The sequence below is a fragment of the Ruegeria sp. AI2 genome (genome assembly GCF_056541275.1).
In genome coordinates, this window is record NZ_JBQFYB010000013.1 from 83,301 (window position 1) to 100,617 (window position 17,317).

Here is a 17,317-nt window from a genome sequence, read left to right on the forward strand (position 1 = left end):
TCTTTCTGTCCCGCCGCAAGGCGGCTCCGAGTTCGTACTTCATATGAATGGTCCATGCCGAAACTGGCGCAATGGGCGGGAAACGAACCTTCGTCGTGTCAATCCCGAACTCCGCTATGCGGCCTAAGCCGAGCTAGAGCTTGTCCACGCCGGTCATATTGATTGAATTCCGAAAGTGTGGAAACGTTCATATGGTAGACGCGTTAACGGCGATATTTCACATGAAGCGTATCCTGTTCTCAGTTGTGTTTTGTTTTCTGCCTGCGATGGTGCTGGCGGACAAAGTTGCCTTGGTAATTGGCAATGCGAACTACCAACATGTCAGCAATCTCAAAAACCCGTCGAATGATGCGATCGACATTGCAGAGGCATTGCGCAGGATCGGGTTTGAGGTCACAACAGGTCTTGATCTGGATTACCGCGACATGCGCCTTGCCATACGTGACTTTGGAGAAAAGGCAAAAAACGCCGAGTCGGTCATCGTATACTTCGCCGGCCACGGCATCGAGTTGGACAACACGAACTTCCTGATCCCTGTCAGTGCGGAACTGCGGAGCGACCGTGACATCGAACTCGAGGCAATCCGCCTCAACACATTGATTAGCTCCATCGCGGGCGCACCCGGCTTGAAGATCGTGTTGGTTGACGCCTGCCGCAACAATCCATTCCTCGCGACTATGGAGCGCACAAACAGCACCCGCTCAATTGGACGCGGACTTGCACGTATCGATCCGGGAGGTGTGTTGGTTGGATATGCTGCAAGGAGCGGAACGCTGGCGCTTGACGGCGATGGCCGCAACAGCCCCTATGCTCAGGCTCTGCTCAACCACATCGAGGAACCCGGACTTGAGATTGGCAAGTTGTTTCGGCGAGTCCGCGACAGGGTTTACACTCTGACAGAAGGCTATCAGGAGCCATTTACTTATGGCTCGCTTCCCGCCAGAGACATTTTTCTTGTTCCAGATGCGGCTGCAGGCTCGACGCCAGAGGAAGAAATTGAGCGTGTCGAAGACCAGATTTATGCGGACTTTGAACTTGCGCGTTCGCTCGGAAGGCTTGATGCGATCGAGATGTTTCTGGAGCGATACGAAGGCGAAAGGGATCATTTTGCAGTCGCGCTCGCCCTTTCGTTGCGGGACGACTTGCTTGCTGAGCACCAGAAGGACGAAGTGCCGGGCAACAGTAGTACTGCGCGAGACAAAGTAGCAGCTCTTGTGCCGACATCGCCTCAAAGCGCGAAGGATGATACAGAGACGCGCAGCCTGATCCGTGATATACAAACTGAGCTAAATCGCGTTGGCTGCAGCGCTGGCACAGCGGACGGTGTTGCGGGCCCACGCACGAGATCTGCTTTCTCTCGGTATATCAGCGCTAGAGAGAATCTTGGACTGACGCCTGAGAGCCTCGAGACCAGTGAAACTCTTGCCGCACTTCGAGGAGAGCAAGGAAGAGTCTGTAATCAGTTGGTCGCGCCGTCTTTCGCGACTTTTGATGGTGACTACATTGTCTTAATCAGACGCAGATGGGACGATGATTATTGGCAAACAACCAGTCGGCCCGACAAGGCCTATTTCCCCGGAAAAATCGAGCCACTTGCAGCCTTGCGCATCAATCGCAATGGAGACAAGCTGACCTTGCTATCTGCCCAAGGCTTTGCGGCCGAAGGGCCTTGGTTTAGGGACTTCACTGGCAAATTCGATGACTCCGGTCAGTTGAAATTGCGCTTCACATTGAGTTCGCATTTCGGGCAGGCGACACCCTATAAGGTCAATATAAGCGTCAAACTGCCCGAAGGACTTTCGCCAGGAAGAAGGCTTGTCTACGAGCCGCGCAGGATTGACGGGCAGTTTTTTCTGAATTTTCTAATACGCCGTGTCAGTTGAAACTTTAAAGCGATGTCCTTGCCTGCTCCGCAAGAAGACCGTCGCTCTGGGCTCCTCGTCGCTGTTCGCCGCAGATTTCGCCAAGGTCTTGTTTGGGCCGTCCGCGAAGACGGCCCAAGTTGTTAGATTTCAATGGCCTCTGCGATCGCAAGCGCATCTTCCAGCTCAACACCGAGATACCGGACGGTGCTGTCCATCTTGGTGTGCCCAAGTAGCAGCTGGACCGCCCGCAGGTTGCCGGTCTTCTTGTAGATCTGTGTGACTTTTGTCCTCCGCATCGAATGCGTTCCGTATGCACTGGCCTCCAGACCGATCGACGTGACCCAATCCCGGACGATCCGGGCGTACTGGCGTGTCGAGATGTGCAAGCGTTCATGGAAACGACCCGGCCATAGGTACTCCGAGCCGACCATGAGCTCATCTTCCATCCACTTTTCAACCGAGGCGCGTGTGCCTTCGGAGATTTCAAAACGAACCGGCTTCTGCGTTTTGCTTTGCAACACCGAAGCTCGTTCCTTGATCTGGCCGGACGCCATCACGTCGACGACTTTCATCTTCACGAGATCGCAGCCACGCAGTTTGCTGTCGATTGCCATATTGAACAGCGCCAGGTCCCGATGGTTCTCGGCGAGTTCAAGTCGAACACGGATTGCCCAGACGTGTTTTGGTTTCAGTGGCCGTTTTTGCCCAACGATGCGCCCTTTGTTCCAAGCCGGGCGAAGCGCACGAATGGCCGGTAAGTTTGGTGTTTCCATGACTGATCCTCCGATCCGCCATGCCCTCCCACAACGACAACCTGACGTTGACGATGCCTCCATATCACGGGATGCTGCGTCGCATCCGAGGTCGGGGCTGAGCCCAAATTGACCAATTCTGTCGTCAGGATCAATTGGCGCATACTGTCAAGAAGCTGCCACTCAAATTCGCGGATCAACGCAAAGCGAGTGAGAGTTTGCGGTCCGCACGTTCCACCAAATGCTTCAATCGGTGGCAGTTAACTTCGGGTCAGACGAAGATCGCTTCAGACGCCATATGTGCAAGATCGAACCCAGATGAATGCTGCACCAATGCGCGAATTGCGAGATTTTCCAGGCTCTGATGCTCAGGAAACGGGAGTGTGAATCCTACGGGGCAAAAGAATCCTTGACCAATTCCAACATCAGCTCTAGTAAAACTGAAATGACGTTTTGCTAGATGAAACGATTGCGAATGATTATGTGGAGCCGCGCATGTCGCGAAGCCACAAACCAACCAACAGTTCGGGAGGAGCCTGACATGATGAAAGATAACCAAAAACTGAAGCTCACCACGGCGCTAGTGGCAGGTGGCCTGGCCATTGCTTCGCCTGCCTTTGCCGAGGGAGAGGTCGTGTTTGCGTCCTGGGGAGGCTCGTTTCAGGATGCCTTGCGCTCAGCCATGCTGGAACCTGCCGCTGGTGCGCTGAATATCACTGTCAAGGAAGATACGACAAACGGCATTCAGGACGTGCGCGCGCAGATCACGGCGGGTGCCGTTGCATGGGACGTTACAGAACAGGATTTGCCTTCGTGTGAAACCCTGAGCCGGGAAGGCAGCCTTGAGCCGATCGACTATTCGATTGTTGACACCACAGGCATTCCGAAAGAGCTGATCCATGACAATTACATCGGCTTCATCAACTTCACCAAGGTGATTGCCTATCGCAAGGATGCATTTGGCGACAATGGCCCGTCCAATTGGGCAGAGTTCTGGGATCTGGAAAACTTCCCCGGCAAGCGCGGTATGCACGGCAAGGTGAACTATAACCTCGAAGCCGCGCTCATGGCGGATGGTGTGCCGATGGCCGAGATCTATGACACGTTGGCCACGAATGAGGGCAAGGCGCGCGCATGGGACAAGCTGGGTGAGATTGCCCCCGAAGTTACCGTTTGGTATCGCGGCGGGTCGCAATCGGCGCAGTTGCTGCGTGACGGCGAAGTGGACGTGATCCATATGGGCCATAACCGCGTAGAAAGCGTGATCGCGTCGGGCATTGATGTGGCCTATGCCTTTGATGGCGGCACGATGGACGTGGACTGCTTGTTGGTTCCCAAGGGGGCTCCGAATAAAGACAACGCGATGCGCCTTATCAACGAATTGCTGAGCGCCGAAGCACAGGCGAGGCTGGCGGTGACCATGCCGTTGGGTCCGGTGAATTCGGGTGCCTTCGGCACCGGGATAATCTCGGATGAGATGGCAGTGAAGGTCAACACACATCCCGACAACTATGGCAAGCAGCTTCTGGTCGATCCGAACTTTTACATCGGCCAGCTGGGCGAGTTGACCGAAGAGTTTGACACGCTGATCCAACAGTAAAAAATATCTGGGCGCGGCACATCTTGTGCTGCGCCCATTTTTGTCAGGTTAGGAGCCCCCATGTCACCTGCAGCCCACTCCCTTCCCATCGATATATCCAACCTGTGCAAGGCCTACGGATCGGTCAAAGCGCTGAATGACGTGTCTTTGAACATCGCCGCGGGCGAGTTCCTGACATTGCTGGGGCCATCAGGCTCCGGCAAGACGACGCTTTTGATGGCGCTGGCCGGATTTGTGCGTCCTGATGGCGGGTCGATCCGGTTTGGCGAACAGGAAATGATTGCAACGCCGCCCCACAAGCGCGGCCTTGGCATGGTGTTCCAAAGCTATGCGTTGTTTCCGTTCATGACGGTCGCAGAAAACGTGGCTTATCCGTTGAAAATTCGCGGGGTGTCCAAAAGCGATCAGAAGGCCCGCGCCGAGCGCGCGCTGGAGACCGTGCAGCTGGGCGGTTATGGCGACCGGCGCATCACGCAATTATCCGGGGGACAAAGACAGCGCGTGGCCCTTGCCCGCGCCATGGTTTTTGAGCCGCAGATCATTCTGATGGATGAGCCGTTGTCAGCGCTCGACAAGAAGTTGCGCGAACATATGCAAATCGAATTGAAGGCGCTGCATGAAAAGCTGGATGCAACTGTCGTTTACGTGACCCATGACCAGCGCGAAGCCCTGACGATGTCGGACCGGATTGCAGTGGTCAATCATGGGCGGATCGAACAGATCGCGACGCCTGAGCGGCTCTATCGCCAGCCGCATAGTTTCTTTGTGGCGGATTTTATCGGGGAATCCATTTCCCTGCCGGTTAGTGTAGCGAATGACACGGCGCAGCTTGGCGAGCGCGTTCTGAAATCCAATACGCCTATTGCGCTGGGCAGCGGAGGCCATCGTCTGATCATCCGGCCCGAGTTGCTGGAAGTCACAGCAGGCGCGGTGCCAGACGCCGCCAATGACCTGTCCGGCCAAGTGCATGACATCATTTATCAGGGCGACAGCGTTCTAGTGATCGTTCAGCACGACAGCGCTGGTCAGATCAATGTGCGTGTGCCTGCCAATCGCGCGGGCCAAACCGGGTTGCCGTCGAAGGGAGAGCAAATCGGCCTTGCCCTGCATCCCGAAGATACGATCATCGTACCGGAACATGTGGCATGAGTATCGCCGAGACGTATGAAGGTGCTGGGACTCTTCAGAATGCCAGCACGCTCAAATCCGAAGAACGCCGCGAAAAACTGACGTTTCTTGGGCTTTCGATGCCTGCGGTTTTGACGATCTTGATCGTCGTCTTCCTGCCGATTTTCTGGCTGTCTTCGCTGTCGTTTTTCAATGCGGCAGGCGAACTGAGCACGGAAAATTACACGCGCATCTTTAGTAGTGCTCTCTATCGGCGAACCTTTGTCGTCACGTTTCAGATCAGCATTGCCGTGACGGTGATTTGCGTCCTTCTCGGCTACCCGCTGTGCTACTGGCTGACAAAGATGCCGAACAAAACAGCGGCCATTCTGATGGTGTTTGTGCTGGTCCCCTTCTGGACCTCGGTTCTGGTGCGGACCTATGCGTGGCTGGTGCTTTTGCAGCGCAATGGGATCATCAATTCGTCGCTGATGTCACTTGGCATTATCGAAGAACCGCTGCAACTGGCGCACAATCTGACCGGCTCCATCATTGGCATGGTGCATATCATGCTGCCTTTTTTGGTTCTGCCGCTCTACGCCACTATGCGCAATATTGACGGCGACCTGGTCCGAGCCGCCGTGGGCCTTGGTTCCAGCCCGCGCGGGGCCTTTTGGCGGGTATTTTTCCCAATGTCCCTGCCGGGCCTTTTTGCCGGCATCGTGCTGGTTTTCATCCTGTCGCTTGGGTTCTTTGTCACACCGGCTTTGCTGGGCGGTGGCCGGGTTCAGATGCTGGCGCAGCGTATCGAAAGCACCATCACAGTCTATTCGAACTGGGGGGCCGCATCAGCCCTGGGCGTGGTCCTGCTGTTGCTGGCGCTGGCGATGATCTGGCTGATGAACCGTGTCTTCGGGCTCGACAAACTGTTTATGCGCTGAGGATCTGAAAATGGAACAAGTCGGACAACGTAAAATCGACGGCCTGTGGCTGACAGTGGTCGGCATTGCTGTGCTGTTCTTTCTCATCCTGCCCACGCTGATCGTTATCCCGATGTCGTTTTCGGGGGCATCCTATCTGGAATTCCCGCCGACATCGCTCTCGTTTCGCTGGTACGTGGCCTATGTCACGTCGCCGGAATGGATGAGCGCAACAAAGACCTCGCTGATCGCGGCGGCGCTGACCACGGCAATCGCGACGCCCCTGGGCTCACTTTGTGCCTATGGTCTGCATTGCTCTGCGCCTCGTATCAGGAGCGCGGCTCAAATCCTTGTGATCATGCCGATTGTCGTGCCAGTGATCCTGATCGCTGTTGGAGTGTTCAGCCTCTATGCCAAGCTGGGGCTCAATTACACACTGACCGGGATCGTGATCGCCCATACTGCGCTGGCGCTGCCATTCGTGATCGTGACGGTGATGTCGGGATTGCAGAATTATGATTTCGATCAGGAGCTTGCAGCGCGCAGCTTAGGGGCGTCCCGTGCATACGCATTGTGGACAATCACCGTACCGCAGGTGAAATTCTCGATCCAGACAGGGGCTTTTCTGGCATTTATCACGTCGCTGGACGAGGTTGTGATCTCGATGCTGGTCTCGGGCGGGGAAAACGCCACAATCACCCGGCGCATGTTCAATTCACTGCGTGATCAGCTTGATCCGACAATCGCGGCGATCTCGACCTGTCTGATTGTCGTGTCCATCACGGCGCTTATCGGTGTGCAGATGATCGGGCGTCGGAAAGACAAGGCACAATGATGCGGGTCTTATTTTTCGCCAAACTCCACCCGAATCTGGCGGGCGGCATCAAGGACCGCCGCGCGATACTTTTCGACGGCTGTGTCATTGAAGCGGACGCGCAGGCCGGACAAGCTGATCGCGCCCAGCAATTCATCTTCGAACCCAAGAACAGGAACCGACAGTCCGGCGACGTCAGGATCGCGTTCACCAAGGCTGAGATAATACCCGGCCTTTCGGATGCTGGCCGCCTGTTTTCCCTGCCGGATGGAATAAGCATCCAGCACCTGACCCGAAGAGCCCATGCTCAGCGGAATGATCTCGCCCTCCTGAACGTGATCCCGCGCAAGCCTTGGCGAATTGACCCGGTAGAGGCACACGCCAGAGTTGCCGCGTTGCACATAAAACGACGCACTTTCGCCGGTCGCATTCACCAAATTCGCAAGCACCGGTCGCACAATTGGCCCCATCCGCAGGTTTTGGCGAAACACGGATCCAAGACGCCACAAAGACGGCCCGAGGTGAAACAGACCCTCGGCGTCTCGCGTAATATGACCAAACTTTTCAAGCGACACGCTCAGACGCAGAATTGTCGCCTTGTTGACCCCGCTGCGGTCCGCAACCTCCTTCAAAGAGAGGCCTGCATCGCCCGGCTCAAAGATGTCCAGCACACGCAATGCGCGCTCTACCGCTTCGACACCACCATTGGCGTCAGGGGATCGGGGCTTGTCGGGCATAGGCAGACCTTTCGACGCAAATCCGTCGCTTTTTATAGCCGGTTTGAGCGCAATTGGAAATCGCAAATAACGAAGGCGTCTGGCAATGAATAGCGCGCGGAAACAAATGATAACAGCTGGTTATGCGGACCTTCCTTTTGGCATTCATTCGCAATGTAAGGCTGATTGTGTTGGGGTTATGGGCGTTCCGAGCGAAGTTAACACCGGGCCCCGATCCGGCACCTCTCTGGCACCCGATGCGCTGCGCAAAATGACTGCCCAACTTGGGATCGGACTGCCTGTAGATGGTCGGGATCTTGGCAATCTGGACCTGTCAGGGGATTGGCCTGCCGCGTTGGAACAACTTGTGACGCAAATGGTGGATCACGGTGTTGTACCCGTTGTCTTGGGTGGCGCGTCTGATGTCGCCTCGGGTGTGCTGGGGGCCTTGCCTGATCTGCCAGTTGTCGCGGCCATGCCGTTGGCCCGGCGTGATATCGCGACGCGAACAGCCAACACGATCTGGGTGGGATTGAACGGCGATCAACCTGCTGGTGTCTGGGATCTGATCAGCCAGCGCAAGATGGATTGGCGCACCGCGCGGCAGTTGGATGAAGGGCACGGCGACTATTCTGACACGCCCGAGCGCGCTGTCTTGTGGATCGACATATCGGTCATTGATCTGGGGCATGCAGCTGGCAGCGTCGGCCTAAATCCCGGCGGGATGAAACCTGAAACGCTGGTTTCCGTCATTGGTGCCATGTCCTGTAAATGGCAGGCGATTGTGATCACCGGCCTTGCGCCTGCGCGCGACACCAGGGGAATGTCGGAACTGGCGGCGATCGAAACCCTGAACGCGGCGTTGCACAATGAGTGAAGCGGCGCAAATACAGTTTGACGCGATCCCCAGTTTTCTGGGCGCATCCATTGGCGATCTGGAAGATCTCGTGCCCGGTCAGGTCGCGATTGCAGGCTATTTTTGTGACAATCTCGCCCGGCCATCGGCAGGGCAACGCTATCTCGCGCGCCAGCTTCGGTATGCGTCCTGCCCCACAGTAACACCCGCGAATGCAATTGACCTTGGGGACGTGAACGTCTTTCCGCTAGAACCTGACAAGCATTTTCTCGCAGTTGCCTCGCAATGTGAATCGGTTCTTGAAACCGGTGCCCGCATGGTGTTGGTAGGCGGCGATTCCAGCGGTTTGGAAGCGCTTGACGTCGCCGCAAGACAGGTCACAGGTGCGGATGTTCCCATCATTGGGGTCAATGGCGGCGCAGTGAGCCATTTGCCCCGCACCCAACCGGTCATCCTGTCTGTGGATTTACAAGAGCTTGCGGGCAAATGGGTATCGCACCCGCATCGCCTGACGGGAATGTCACCAGCACAAATGATCGCGCAAATTGACGCCACCCCGGGCGATACCATCGCGGCTGCGGTTTTTGGGCTTGCCCCGGAACTGGACAACCGTGGCAAGGCTGAAACCCGCGCTGCACTGGCGATCCTGCAAGCGGTCACAGCTCGTCTTGAGAAAGGAGCAGGCTGATGCCTCTACGTTCGGCCCCGTTGCCGCGCATGGCAGGGCATCTGTCGTTCATGCGCTCTCAGACCAAAGCAATCGGCGACGTCCGGTCTGGAGATCTGGCCGTACTGGGCATCCCGTTTGAAGATACAAACGCACCTCATGCAGGGCAATCTCTGGCGCCGCGTGCATTACGCGAAACCTCGGTCTATTTCGGTTGGCACGCAAATCCACAATTCAGTCACCCCGTAGATATCGATGCGCGTCAGGATATCAGTACCGATGGCCTGCACGAGCGGCTTTGTGATCTCGGAGATATTGCACCGGGGTCCGAAGATGCGATCCACGCGGCCTTGAAGGCGGCCATGCGTCAGATCAGCGACAATGGCGCCTGTGCAATCTTTTTGGGCGGATCAGATCGCATGTCCGAGACGGCGCGGAGCGCGCTCCCTCATTGTCAGACAGTGCAGCTTGGCGGTACACCAGCCGATGCGCGCGATTTTCATATTGCGCCCTTGCCGAACGGAACGACCACGCCGGTAAATAGAGATACTGCCGCGCAGCGTGCCGCGTTTTCAGAGTGGCGGGATCCATCAAAGCCGTTGTTTGTTCGGTTTGATCTCTCGGTGTTTGAAACATCGCTCAGTGCGCTTTGTGATCGGCCCCGTTTGGGGGGCTGCGATCTTGCGACGGTGGTGCAATGGCTTGAGCTTTTGGGACGGCACGAGGTCAGCGCCATTATGTTGACCGGTCTGAATCCGAACCGTCCCGGAATGGGTGTCGTGAAGGTTGGCCAACGCCTGATGGTCACGGCTCTTCTGGCGTTTATCTATGCGCGCCTCGGCTTTGGGATTGATTTTCCGCGCCGCCAAACTTCCAAGGAAAAAGTACTGACATGACTGCAGCGATAACGACATTTCTCCCGCCTCTGGCACAACCGGGGTATCGGCTGTTTGATGGGCCTCTGCTCGATGCCGCCGACGTCCGTCCGGGCCAAATCGGTGTGGTGGGTATGCCCAGCGATTGGACACATTCAAGCCGGCTCGGAACCAGGTTTGGTCCCGAGGCGCTGCGTAAGGCAACGACGGTATTGCAATCCATGCGACCGCAGGGGGTCAGTTTTGATCCAGATACGGGCCAAAGAAGCGCAACGGCCAGCGACTGGCTCGTGGATTGCGGGGATGCAGTGATCACCCCTGAGGATGTAGACGCAACCACCGAGGCCATTGCCGCAATGACCGAGGCGCTGAGCGTTGGAGGGGCGATCCCTCTGGCACTGGGCGGTGATCACTATAATAGCTTCCCGGCCTGCCTTGGCTATTCCCGTGGGTTGGCCAAACGCGCACCAAATGCACGTTTTGGGTATATCCAGATCGACGGTCATCTGGATTTCTCTGACCGGCTTGGCGCGTGGGGCAGCCATAACCACGCAACCAATGCCCGTCGGATTTCCGAACTGCCCAATGTCGACGTGTCCAATATGGTTTGGGTCGGGATCACCGGTTGGGTCGACAGCGGTGAACTCGCCTTGATCGAAGAGCAGGGCGGTCGGGTGTTTTCGGCTGGCGACGTACATAAATTGGGGACGGCAGAGGCAATTCGTCAGGCGTTGGAGCATGCCATGAAGGGATGTGACGAACTGTATCTGTCAATCGACATCGATGCGATGGACGCTGGCTACCTCCCCGGCACCGGCTCAATCGTTCATAGCGGTATTACACCGCGTCAGTATTACGATCTGCTGGATGGGCTGGCCGAGGCCCCGTTGGGTGGACTGGATATTGTTGAGGTGTCCCCTCCTCTTGATCCGTCGGAGCGTACCGAATTTCTGGCTGCAGAAATGTTGTTCCGGATCCTGCGTCGCTTCCGCACACAACCTGTGACCGGGGCGGTGACAGAGCAATGATGGACTACAAAGGAACAGAGCAGCTGGGTGGGTTTTCCCATGCAGGAAAAACACTTGCGCCCGCGACACGGCCCTGGATCACAGACCTGTCAGCGCTTTGCCCTTACGAGGGCCTGCAACCCGGGAACCTACCGGAATTTGAACGCGACCCGAATTGGGACAACTGGGCGCTCACCGACAGTCCCAAAGACCCGAACCTGCGCCTGAACTGGCATCTATTTGAGGACGGTGGAAGAAGATTGATGGTCGCCGACCGGATGCTTATGAGCCGCGTCAGCTGGCAGGATCTGGATGATGCGGGGTATGTCCATGGCACAGAGCTGTCGATTGATGGACGCCTGTTTCGCTGCCGGTTGCTTACGGGGGGGGATACGCCCTGTAGTGACCCTTTTCAGGGGGCGACGCGCCCCAATGAATGGGATGCGCTGGTGGGGGGCAGCGGGGCGTTGAACGCTCCGCAACCGGACCCGGCCAATAGTACAGCACCGCTTTGCCCGGATCATCTGACCTCGCCTCATAACCGTTTGTGGAACTGGTTCGGCGCGGTCAGCTGGACCGCCGAACCGGTTGCCAGACGGGCCGATGGGCGGGTGTGCAGGGGCTATCATGGCCCGACCTATTTTTACGTGAATACTGTGGACCACCGGCATGAAGATATCGGGTGGCGACCAGTTCTTGAGGAAGCGCTATGACTGCAAACCCCTTTGCCAACTTTATCGCCGGATCATGGGTTGCTAGCAGCGACGCGGCCCCCAATGTCAACCCGTCCGACCTGAACGACACGATCGGCGAGTATGCCCGGGCAAGCGCCGATCAAACGGTTGACGCAATCGAGGCCGCGGCCGCGGCCCTGCCGAATTGGCGCAAGACATCGCCTCTGGTCCGGTTCGAAGCGCTCGACCGGATCGGGTCGGAAATCCTCGCCCGTGTAGACGAGCTGGGCGATATGCTGGCCCGCGAAGAGGGCAAAACCTTGCCCGAAGCCAAGGCCGAAGCGCATCGCGCCGGGCATTTGTTCAAATATTTCGCGGCTGAGGCGTATCGTGCGACCGGCGACACCTACCAATCTCTGCGCGAAGGTGTGTCGCTAAATGTTGTACGCGAGCCAATCGGCGTTGTGGGCGTAATCACGCCCTGGAATTTCCCACTGGCGATCCCCGCATGGAAAATCGCACCCGCTCTGGCCTATGGCAATACGGTTGTGTTCAAACCTGCCGAACTGGTGCCCGGATCGGCATGGATGTTGTCCGATATTATTGCCCGTGCGGGCGTGCCTGAGGGGGTGTTCAACCTTGTGATGGGAAAAGGCCGTGAGGTTGGGGAGGCAATCGTTACGCACCCCAAGGTGTCCGGGGTCACATTCACCGGTTCCACACCCGTCGGTCGCCATATGGGGGCGGCGCTGTTTGCGCGAGGAGCGAAAATGCAGCTGGAGATGGGGGGGAAGAACCCCTTGATCGTGCTGGATGACGCCGATCTGGATCTGGCGGTGCACTGCGCCGTTCAGGGCAGCTTTTTCTCAACCGGACAACGCTGCACAGCGTCTTCCCGCCTGATTGTGACCGAGGGCATTCACGACGCATTTGTTGACCGTCTTTGCGCGGCAATGAAAGACCTTCGGATCGGTGATGCGCGCGCTCCGGAAACCCAGATTGGTCCGGTCGCCAGTGAAGCGCAGCTCGCCATCGACAAACGATACGTGTCTCAGGCTGTGGATGACGGTGCAACGCTTGCCGCAGGTGGTGGCGAGGTCAAATCCAAAACAACCGGCCATTACTTTGCGCCTGCGTTGTTTACGGATGTGTCACCCGACGCAGCCGTGGCACGAGACGAAATCTTTGGGCCCATCGCCGCCGTGTTACGCGTGCCGGATTACGACGCCGCCCTGGCCACGTCCAACGACTGCGAATTTGGATTGTCCGCAGGAATTGTCACGCGGGATCCCGCCAAAATCGATCACTTCTCGCAGAACGCCGAAGCAGGCATGATACAAGTCAATCTGCCCACCGCCGGCATGGATTTCCACGCACCCTTTACGGGCCGAAAGGGATCCTCTTATGGTGCACCGGAAAAAGGCAGCTATTGCCGCGAGTTTTTCACGGCGGCCAAGGTTGTACACGCGGGGCGCGGATAATGTCGCAGACACCTTTGAAGGGCATTCGTGTTCTTGATCTGACCAATGTCCTTGCCGGTCCGTTCTGTTGTCATCATCTGGCGCATCTGGGCGGCGAGGTTATCAAGGTCGAAGCCGTCGGTCGGGGCGATCTCGCCCGCCAACTGGGGGCCGACCCAGAGCTGAACAAAGTCAACATGGGCGTGTCCTTTCTCGCCCAGAACGCGGGCAAGAAATCGGTCACGGTCAACCTCAAGAACCCACGGGGTCGAGAGATTTTTCTGAAACTGGTCGAAACTGCAGATGTCGTGGTTGAAAACTTCCGGCCCGGCGTCATGACGCGCCTCGGCGTGGGCTACCAGACCCTGAAAGAGGCCAATCCGACCCTCATCTATTGTGCTATCTCCGGCTTTGGCCAAGAGGGCCCGTGGATACGCCGCCCGGCTTATGACCAGATCATACAGGGAACCTCGGGTGTGATGTCGATCACCGGGGATAGCGACAGCGCGCCGCTGCGCGTTGGATATCCGGTGGCAGACACTGTGGGGGGCATCACCGCAGCCTTTGCGATTTCATCTGCTCTGAACGCCAATCCGCGCGGCACCTTTATTGATGTGTCGATGCTGGAATCGGTGCTGGCGACAATGGGCTGGGTGGTGTCGAACTATCTGATCGCCGGCGTCAATCCGACTGCCAATGGCAATGAAAACCCCACTTCGGCGCCTTCCGGTGCGTTTGAAGCGAAGGGCGGGTTGATCAACATTGCCGCAAACAAAGACCAGCAATGGGAGCTACTGACGGACCACCTGGGATTGGCCGCGCTGCGCGAGCGGCCTGAATATGCCACGCGCGAGGATCGCAAACGCAATAGGCTGGCTCTGAAAACTGAGCTGGAGACCGTGTTGAAGACCCGGTCACCGCGCGACTGGGCCAAGGAACTCAATAGCATTGGTGTGCCATCAGGAGCGGTTTTGACAGTGCCGGAAGTATTGGAAATGCCGCAGGTTGCAGACCGCGGTTTCCTCGACCAGTTTGAAAACGTCCCCGGCGTCGGACGCGACATTCAGGTTGCCACGACCGGGATCAAATTGGACGGCAGCGCGCCCACCGTCGATGCACCACCGCCCACATTGGGGCAGCACAACTCTCAAATCTGGAGCGAGTTAGGTCTTTCACCGGAAGACATTGAAAAACTGGCAAAGGATGGCGCGATATGACGGACCCCGCAGGACGCAATGACGCCGATGCCATTTGCCACTGGTGGCGCACCGAAATTATCGACATGGCTCCGGGGCGGATCGCCTTTCGCGGCCACCCGATCCAGGACCTGATCGGAAACGTCAGCTTTGCTCAGATGATCTGGCTCATGGTGCGCGGCAATTTGCCCACGCCAGAACAGGCGGCGCTTTTTGAATGCGCGCTGGTGGCGGGCGTGGATCATGGTCCGCAGGCGCCATCGATAGCCGCAGCGCGTATGGCCGCGACCTGTGGGCTGGGGCTCAACAACGTCATGGCCACCGGGGTCAACATGTTGGGTGACGTGCATGGCGGCGCCGGTGAACAATGCGCCGAGCTTTATTTCGACGTCGCCAAACGGATGGATGACGGCGCTGAACAGGAAGTTGCCGTCCGCGACGGTATCGCCGCCTGGTGTGAGGAAAATGGCAAGATCGTCTCGGGTTTTGGCCACCGTTTCCACAAGCCCGTCGATCCCCGCGCACCGCGATTGATGGCGTTGGTACGCGAGGCCGCGATGTCAGGCACTGTAGAAGGGCGATTTGCCGATATCGGTGAAGCTATACAGACGGAAATCGGACGTAAGCGCGGTGCCGATATCGCGATGAATATCGATGGGGCCACGGCTGTTATCTTTTGCGAATTGGGGTTCCCGGCACCGCTTTCCCGGGGATTGTTCTGTCTTTCCCGCTCGGTTGGCGTCTTGTCTCATGGCTGGGAACAGATTCAACAGGGCGGGCGGAACAAGGGGCCAATGCCGCCGCGTTATCTGCCGGAATATATTGGTGTCAAATCGGAGCGCTAACCCGATGACCATTGATGGTGCGAACGCCTAAATTCACACCGAACTTGGCATTGAAGCGCCACTGGCGTGTGGACTGTTTTGCCGGTCTCGGTCATTGGGCATCCCCCCCTAGAAGCAGACCCAACATGTTAGTCTGAACAAAGATTCACTTCTTTGGTGTTGTCTTTGAAGGTATTTCAATCCAGGCGAGAATCGATACATTTTCACGCTTGTTCTGACGTCAGCGAAGCGCACCGAGCTGCCATCGCGACAAGCGCGGCGAATTCACACTTGGTCCGCGATGCGTGAGTTTGTCGATCGCTGGATTTCGCAGTCGCAGCTAAAGTCCGGTCTGGTGGGCCGCACCGCAGCGATGCGCGCCCTCGGTCAACGGCAGGAATGGGCCGATCTCCTAACAAGTTGTGGAAAGAAATTACGGGATCACCTTAGATCTCAGCGTTATCGCTCAGATTGAACCAAGTTGGCTATGCTAGTTCGCTGATCATCGATTTCAGATGGCGCATGTCGGTACCGCAGCATCCTCCAAATACTTGGATCGACGGATTCTGCCTCGCAATCGCGGCAATCTGTTTACCAAGTTCAGCTGGATCGCCTTCGTCCAGCTCATCTGCTTCGTCAAGTTCCGCATGCGAGCAACTCGAAGCGTTCGCCACAAGGCCTCTCAGCCGGGGGTGGTTGCCAAGCGCTCCGGCGAAATGGGTAGGGTGAGCGCAGTTGACCATAAAAAACAGCGCCGCCGAGTCGGTTGCTGCGTCGATCTGGTCAATTCCGTCCACAAGTTTGGTCCCGTCTGCCAGGCACCCGTCTGTCTCAACAACCAGAGACATGATGATCGGCAGTTCAGCGTCCCGGGCGGCGAGGATGCATCCCGCTGCCTCGCTTGGGCGGTTGAATGTATAAGCGGTGACCAGATCGAGGCTTGTGTCTTTCAGGCTGTGCATTTGAGCGGCGTGGTATTGACGTGCATCTTCGACGGGTACCGGCGGGATGTCGGCGTAAGGATCATGGCGCGGGCCGATGCAGGCCGACACCAGTACATCATCGCGAGCGGCAGCTTGGCGCACGTCTTCCATTAGACTGACCGCATCTTTGTTTACTTCGGCGAGCCGCTCTGCATCGTACCCCAAGGGCGCTGCCCGGTCGGCGTTCGCCATCCATGTGGGCGCATCAAGGATGCATCCGACATTCATTTCACGGGCCAGATCGACAAGAGCCTGCATTTGACCGGCCAGTATCACCCTGGTGCCAGGTTCTTCCAGCAATGGAAACGACGCGAAACCGGGAAGCTCAATTCCATGATTGAAAATCAGGTCGGTGCCAGTGCCGGCGTAAACCAGAAAGGGCTTGTTACCTTCGAGTGGGAGCTGTCGCGCCATTCTGATCCACGCCTATTGCCGTTACCTCTGCACAAGAAACCTACTTTGTCTCGGGCCTCCTGTGAACCTTAGGACTGCGACAGGGTGTATTCCGTCACTCTGATCCCCACGCCAGGCCAAACACCAGGTCATGTCTCGGTCGAAATCACCAGTGGCGACCGGCGCGCTCTGATTACAGGTGATGCAATCCATACAACCGCCCAGTGCTGGCATCCCGAGTGGCATTTTATGTTTGATTCCGATGCTGAGATGGCCGTGACATCCCGTCGGAAACTGTTGGAAAGCGCCTCGGAAACGGGATGTATTGTGCTGGGAAACCACTTCGCTTTGCCGTCTATTGGTCGGGTGAAGGCGGACAACGACGCGTTTCGCTGGGAGGACTAGCCCAGGTTGTATTTTGATGTGCGCGGGTCTGTTGTGGGATGGCGGCTGACGTGAAAGTTCGACGCGCCGCGCAGCTTACAGGCAATGATCGGCGAAACTAAATCTCGAACCCATTGGGCTATGTCACATTCCCTTGAATTCTTGTTTCACAAGCTTTCTCTCTTCACCATTTTGTGAAAGCCTGAAGCAGTTATGAGTGACAG

Annotated in this window: 17 protein-coding genes; 14 read left to right on the forward strand and 3 right to left on the reverse strand. The window is 57.1% G+C overall.

Going from position 1 to position 17,317, the window contains the following annotated elements:
• Positions 1-221 precede the first annotated feature (221 nt).
• Positions 222-1,883 (forward strand): caspase family protein, encoded by a 1,662-nt coding sequence (locus tag ACR0LL_RS17805; RefSeq protein ID WP_170417841.1) that lies wholly within the window; start codon positions 222-224, stop codon positions 1,881-1,883.
• Between the two features lie 122 nt (positions 1,884-2,005).
• On the opposite strand, the gene ACR0LL_RS17810 is transcribed toward ACR0LL_RS17805, so the two are convergent.
• On the reverse strand, positions 2,006-2,638 hold the full coding sequence (locus ACR0LL_RS17810; protein WP_093037018.1) for a tyrosine-type recombinase/integrase: 633 nt from the start codon (positions 2,636-2,638) through the stop codon (positions 2,006-2,008).
• Between the two features lie 520 nt (positions 2,639-3,158).
• Here ACR0LL_RS17810 and ACR0LL_RS17815 point away from each other — a divergent pair.
• The 4 genes from ACR0LL_RS17815 to ACR0LL_RS17830 are packed head-to-tail and all read left to right on the forward strand — an operon-like array spanning position 3,159 to position 7,079.
• On the forward strand, positions 3,159-4,217 hold the full coding sequence (locus ACR0LL_RS17815; RefSeq protein WP_170417838.1) for an ABC transporter substrate-binding protein: 1,059 nt from the start codon (positions 3,159-3,161) through the stop codon (positions 4,215-4,217).
• A 60-nt stretch (positions 4,218-4,277) separates the two neighbouring features.
• Positions 4,278-5,366, forward strand: a complete 1,089-nt coding sequence (locus ACR0LL_RS17820; protein WP_170417835.1) for an ABC transporter ATP-binding protein — start codon at positions 4,278-4,280, stop codon at positions 5,364-5,366.
• A complete protein-coding gene (locus ACR0LL_RS17825) occupies positions 5,363-6,265 on the forward strand; it encodes an ABC transporter permease (protein WP_170417832.1) in 903 nt (300 codons plus the stop codon). The genes ACR0LL_RS17820 and ACR0LL_RS17825 overlap by 4 nt, the downstream gene beginning before the upstream one ends.
• 10 nt (positions 6,266-6,275) lie before the next feature.
• The gene (locus tag ACR0LL_RS17830) at positions 6,276-7,079 is read left to right on the forward strand and encodes an ABC transporter permease (RefSeq protein WP_170417829.1); all 804 of its coding nucleotides are present in this window, start codon (positions 6,276-6,278) and stop codon (positions 7,077-7,079) included.
• 8 nt (positions 7,080-7,087) lie between these two features.
• Here the strand turns inward: ACR0LL_RS17830 and ACR0LL_RS17835 are convergent, their stop codons facing one another.
• Positions 7,088-7,795, reverse strand: a complete 708-nt coding sequence (locus tag ACR0LL_RS17835) for an IclR family transcriptional regulator (RefSeq protein WP_170417827.1) — start codon at positions 7,793-7,795, stop codon at positions 7,088-7,090.
• A gap of 178 nt (positions 7,796-7,973) precedes the next feature.
• On the opposite strand from ACR0LL_RS17835, the gene ACR0LL_RS17840 reads away from it, so the two are divergent.
• The 8 genes from ACR0LL_RS17840 to ACR0LL_RS17875 are packed head-to-tail and all read left to right on the forward strand — an operon-like array spanning position 7,974 to position 15,354.
• Positions 7,974-8,651, forward strand: a complete 678-nt coding sequence (locus ACR0LL_RS17840) for an arginase family protein (protein ID WP_170474326.1) — start codon at positions 7,974-7,976, stop codon at positions 8,649-8,651.
• Complete coding sequence (locus ACR0LL_RS17845; RefSeq protein ID WP_170417821.1) at positions 8,644-9,318, forward strand: hypothetical protein; 675 nt, start codon at positions 8,644-8,646, stop codon at positions 9,316-9,318. Before ACR0LL_RS17840 ends, ACR0LL_RS17845 begins: the two co-directional genes overlap by 8 nt.
• The gene (locus ACR0LL_RS17850) at positions 9,318-10,193 is read left to right on the forward strand and encodes an arginase family protein (RefSeq protein ID WP_170417818.1); all 876 of its coding nucleotides are present in this window, start codon (positions 9,318-9,320) and stop codon (positions 10,191-10,193) included. The genes ACR0LL_RS17845 and ACR0LL_RS17850 overlap by 1 nt, the downstream gene beginning before the upstream one ends.
• Entirely contained in the window at positions 10,190-11,200 is a 1,011-nt protein-coding gene (locus ACR0LL_RS17855; protein ID WP_170417815.1) for an agmatinase family protein, read from the forward strand. The genes ACR0LL_RS17850 and ACR0LL_RS17855 overlap by 4 nt, the downstream gene beginning before the upstream one ends.
• Complete coding sequence (locus ACR0LL_RS17860) at positions 11,197-11,892, forward strand: hypothetical protein (protein ID WP_170417812.1); 696 nt, start codon at positions 11,197-11,199, stop codon at positions 11,890-11,892. Before ACR0LL_RS17855 ends, ACR0LL_RS17860 begins: the two co-directional genes overlap by 4 nt.
• The gene (locus ACR0LL_RS17865) at positions 11,889-13,334 is read left to right on the forward strand and encodes an aldehyde dehydrogenase family protein (RefSeq protein ID WP_170417809.1); all 1,446 of its coding nucleotides are present in this window, start codon (positions 11,889-11,891) and stop codon (positions 13,332-13,334) included. The genes ACR0LL_RS17860 and ACR0LL_RS17865 overlap by 4 nt, the downstream gene beginning before the upstream one ends.
• Positions 13,334-14,530, forward strand: coding sequence for a CaiB/BaiF CoA transferase family protein (locus ACR0LL_RS17870; RefSeq protein WP_170417806.1), 1,197 nt, complete (start codon positions 13,334-13,336; stop codon positions 14,528-14,530). Before ACR0LL_RS17865 ends, ACR0LL_RS17870 begins: the two co-directional genes overlap by 1 nt.
• A complete protein-coding gene (locus ACR0LL_RS17875; RefSeq protein WP_170417803.1) occupies positions 14,527-15,354 on the forward strand; it encodes a citryl-CoA lyase in 828 nt (275 codons plus the stop codon). Before ACR0LL_RS17870 ends, ACR0LL_RS17875 begins: the two co-directional genes overlap by 4 nt.
• A gap of 464 nt (positions 15,355-15,818) precedes the next feature.
• Here the strand turns inward: ACR0LL_RS17875 and ACR0LL_RS17880 are convergent, their stop codons facing one another.
• The gene (locus tag ACR0LL_RS17880) at positions 15,819-16,730 is read right to left on the reverse strand and encodes a homocysteine S-methyltransferase family protein (RefSeq protein ID WP_170417800.1); all 912 of its coding nucleotides are present in this window, start codon (positions 16,728-16,730) and stop codon (positions 15,819-15,821) included.
• Positions 16,731-16,814: 84 nt separating this feature from the next.
• Between ACR0LL_RS17880 and ACR0LL_RS17885 the strand changes: the two genes are divergently transcribed.
• Positions 16,815-17,114 (forward strand): MBL fold metallo-hydrolase, encoded by a 300-nt coding sequence (locus ACR0LL_RS17885; RefSeq protein WP_170417797.1) that lies wholly within the window; start codon positions 16,815-16,817, stop codon positions 17,112-17,114.
• Positions 17,115-17,317: the final 203 nt, after the last annotated feature.

Bases quoted from the DNA above. Each gene is read 5' to 3' on its own strand.
- ACR0LL_RS17805 (WP_170417841.1), top strand. From the start codon at position 222: ATGAAGCGTATCCTGTTCTCAGTTGTGTTTTGTTTTCTGCCTGCGATG.
- ACR0LL_RS17810 (WP_093037018.1), bottom strand. From the start codon at position 2,638: ATGGAAACACCAAACTTACCGGCCATTCGTGCGCTTCGCCCGGCTTGG.
- ACR0LL_RS17815 (WP_170417838.1), top strand. From the start codon at position 3,159: ATGATGAAAGATAACCAAAAACTGAAGCTCACCACGGCGCTAGTGGCA.
- ACR0LL_RS17820 (WP_170417835.1), top strand. From the start codon at position 4,278: ATGTCACCTGCAGCCCACTCCCTTCCCATCGATATATCCAACCTGTGC.
- ACR0LL_RS17825 (WP_170417832.1), top strand. From the start codon at position 5,363: ATGAGTATCGCCGAGACGTATGAAGGTGCTGGGACTCTTCAGAATGCC.
- ACR0LL_RS17830 (WP_170417829.1), top strand. From the start codon at position 6,276: ATGGAACAAGTCGGACAACGTAAAATCGACGGCCTGTGGCTGACAGTG.
- ACR0LL_RS17835 (WP_170417827.1), bottom strand. From the start codon at position 7,795: ATGCCCGACAAGCCCCGATCCCCTGACGCCAATGGTGGTGTCGAAGCG.
- ACR0LL_RS17840 (WP_170474326.1), top strand. From the start codon at position 7,974: ATGGGCGTTCCGAGCGAAGTTAACACCGGGCCCCGATCCGGCACCTCT.
- ACR0LL_RS17845 (WP_170417821.1), top strand. From the start codon at position 8,644: ATGAGTGAAGCGGCGCAAATACAGTTTGACGCGATCCCCAGTTTTCTG.
- ACR0LL_RS17850 (WP_170417818.1), top strand. From the start codon at position 9,318: ATGCCTCTACGTTCGGCCCCGTTGCCGCGCATGGCAGGGCATCTGTCG.
- ACR0LL_RS17855 (WP_170417815.1), top strand. From the start codon at position 10,190: ATGACTGCAGCGATAACGACATTTCTCCCGCCTCTGGCACAACCGGGG.
- ACR0LL_RS17860 (WP_170417812.1), top strand. From the start codon at position 11,197: ATGATGGACTACAAAGGAACAGAGCAGCTGGGTGGGTTTTCCCATGCA.
- ACR0LL_RS17865 (WP_170417809.1), top strand. From the start codon at position 11,889: ATGACTGCAAACCCCTTTGCCAACTTTATCGCCGGATCATGGGTTGCT.
- ACR0LL_RS17870 (WP_170417806.1), top strand. From the start codon at position 13,334: ATGTCGCAGACACCTTTGAAGGGCATTCGTGTTCTTGATCTGACCAAT.
- ACR0LL_RS17875 (WP_170417803.1), top strand. From the start codon at position 14,527: ATGACGGACCCCGCAGGACGCAATGACGCCGATGCCATTTGCCACTGG.
- ACR0LL_RS17880 (WP_170417800.1), bottom strand. From the start codon at position 16,730: ATGGCGCGACAGCTCCCACTCGAAGGTAACAAGCCCTTTCTGGTTTAC.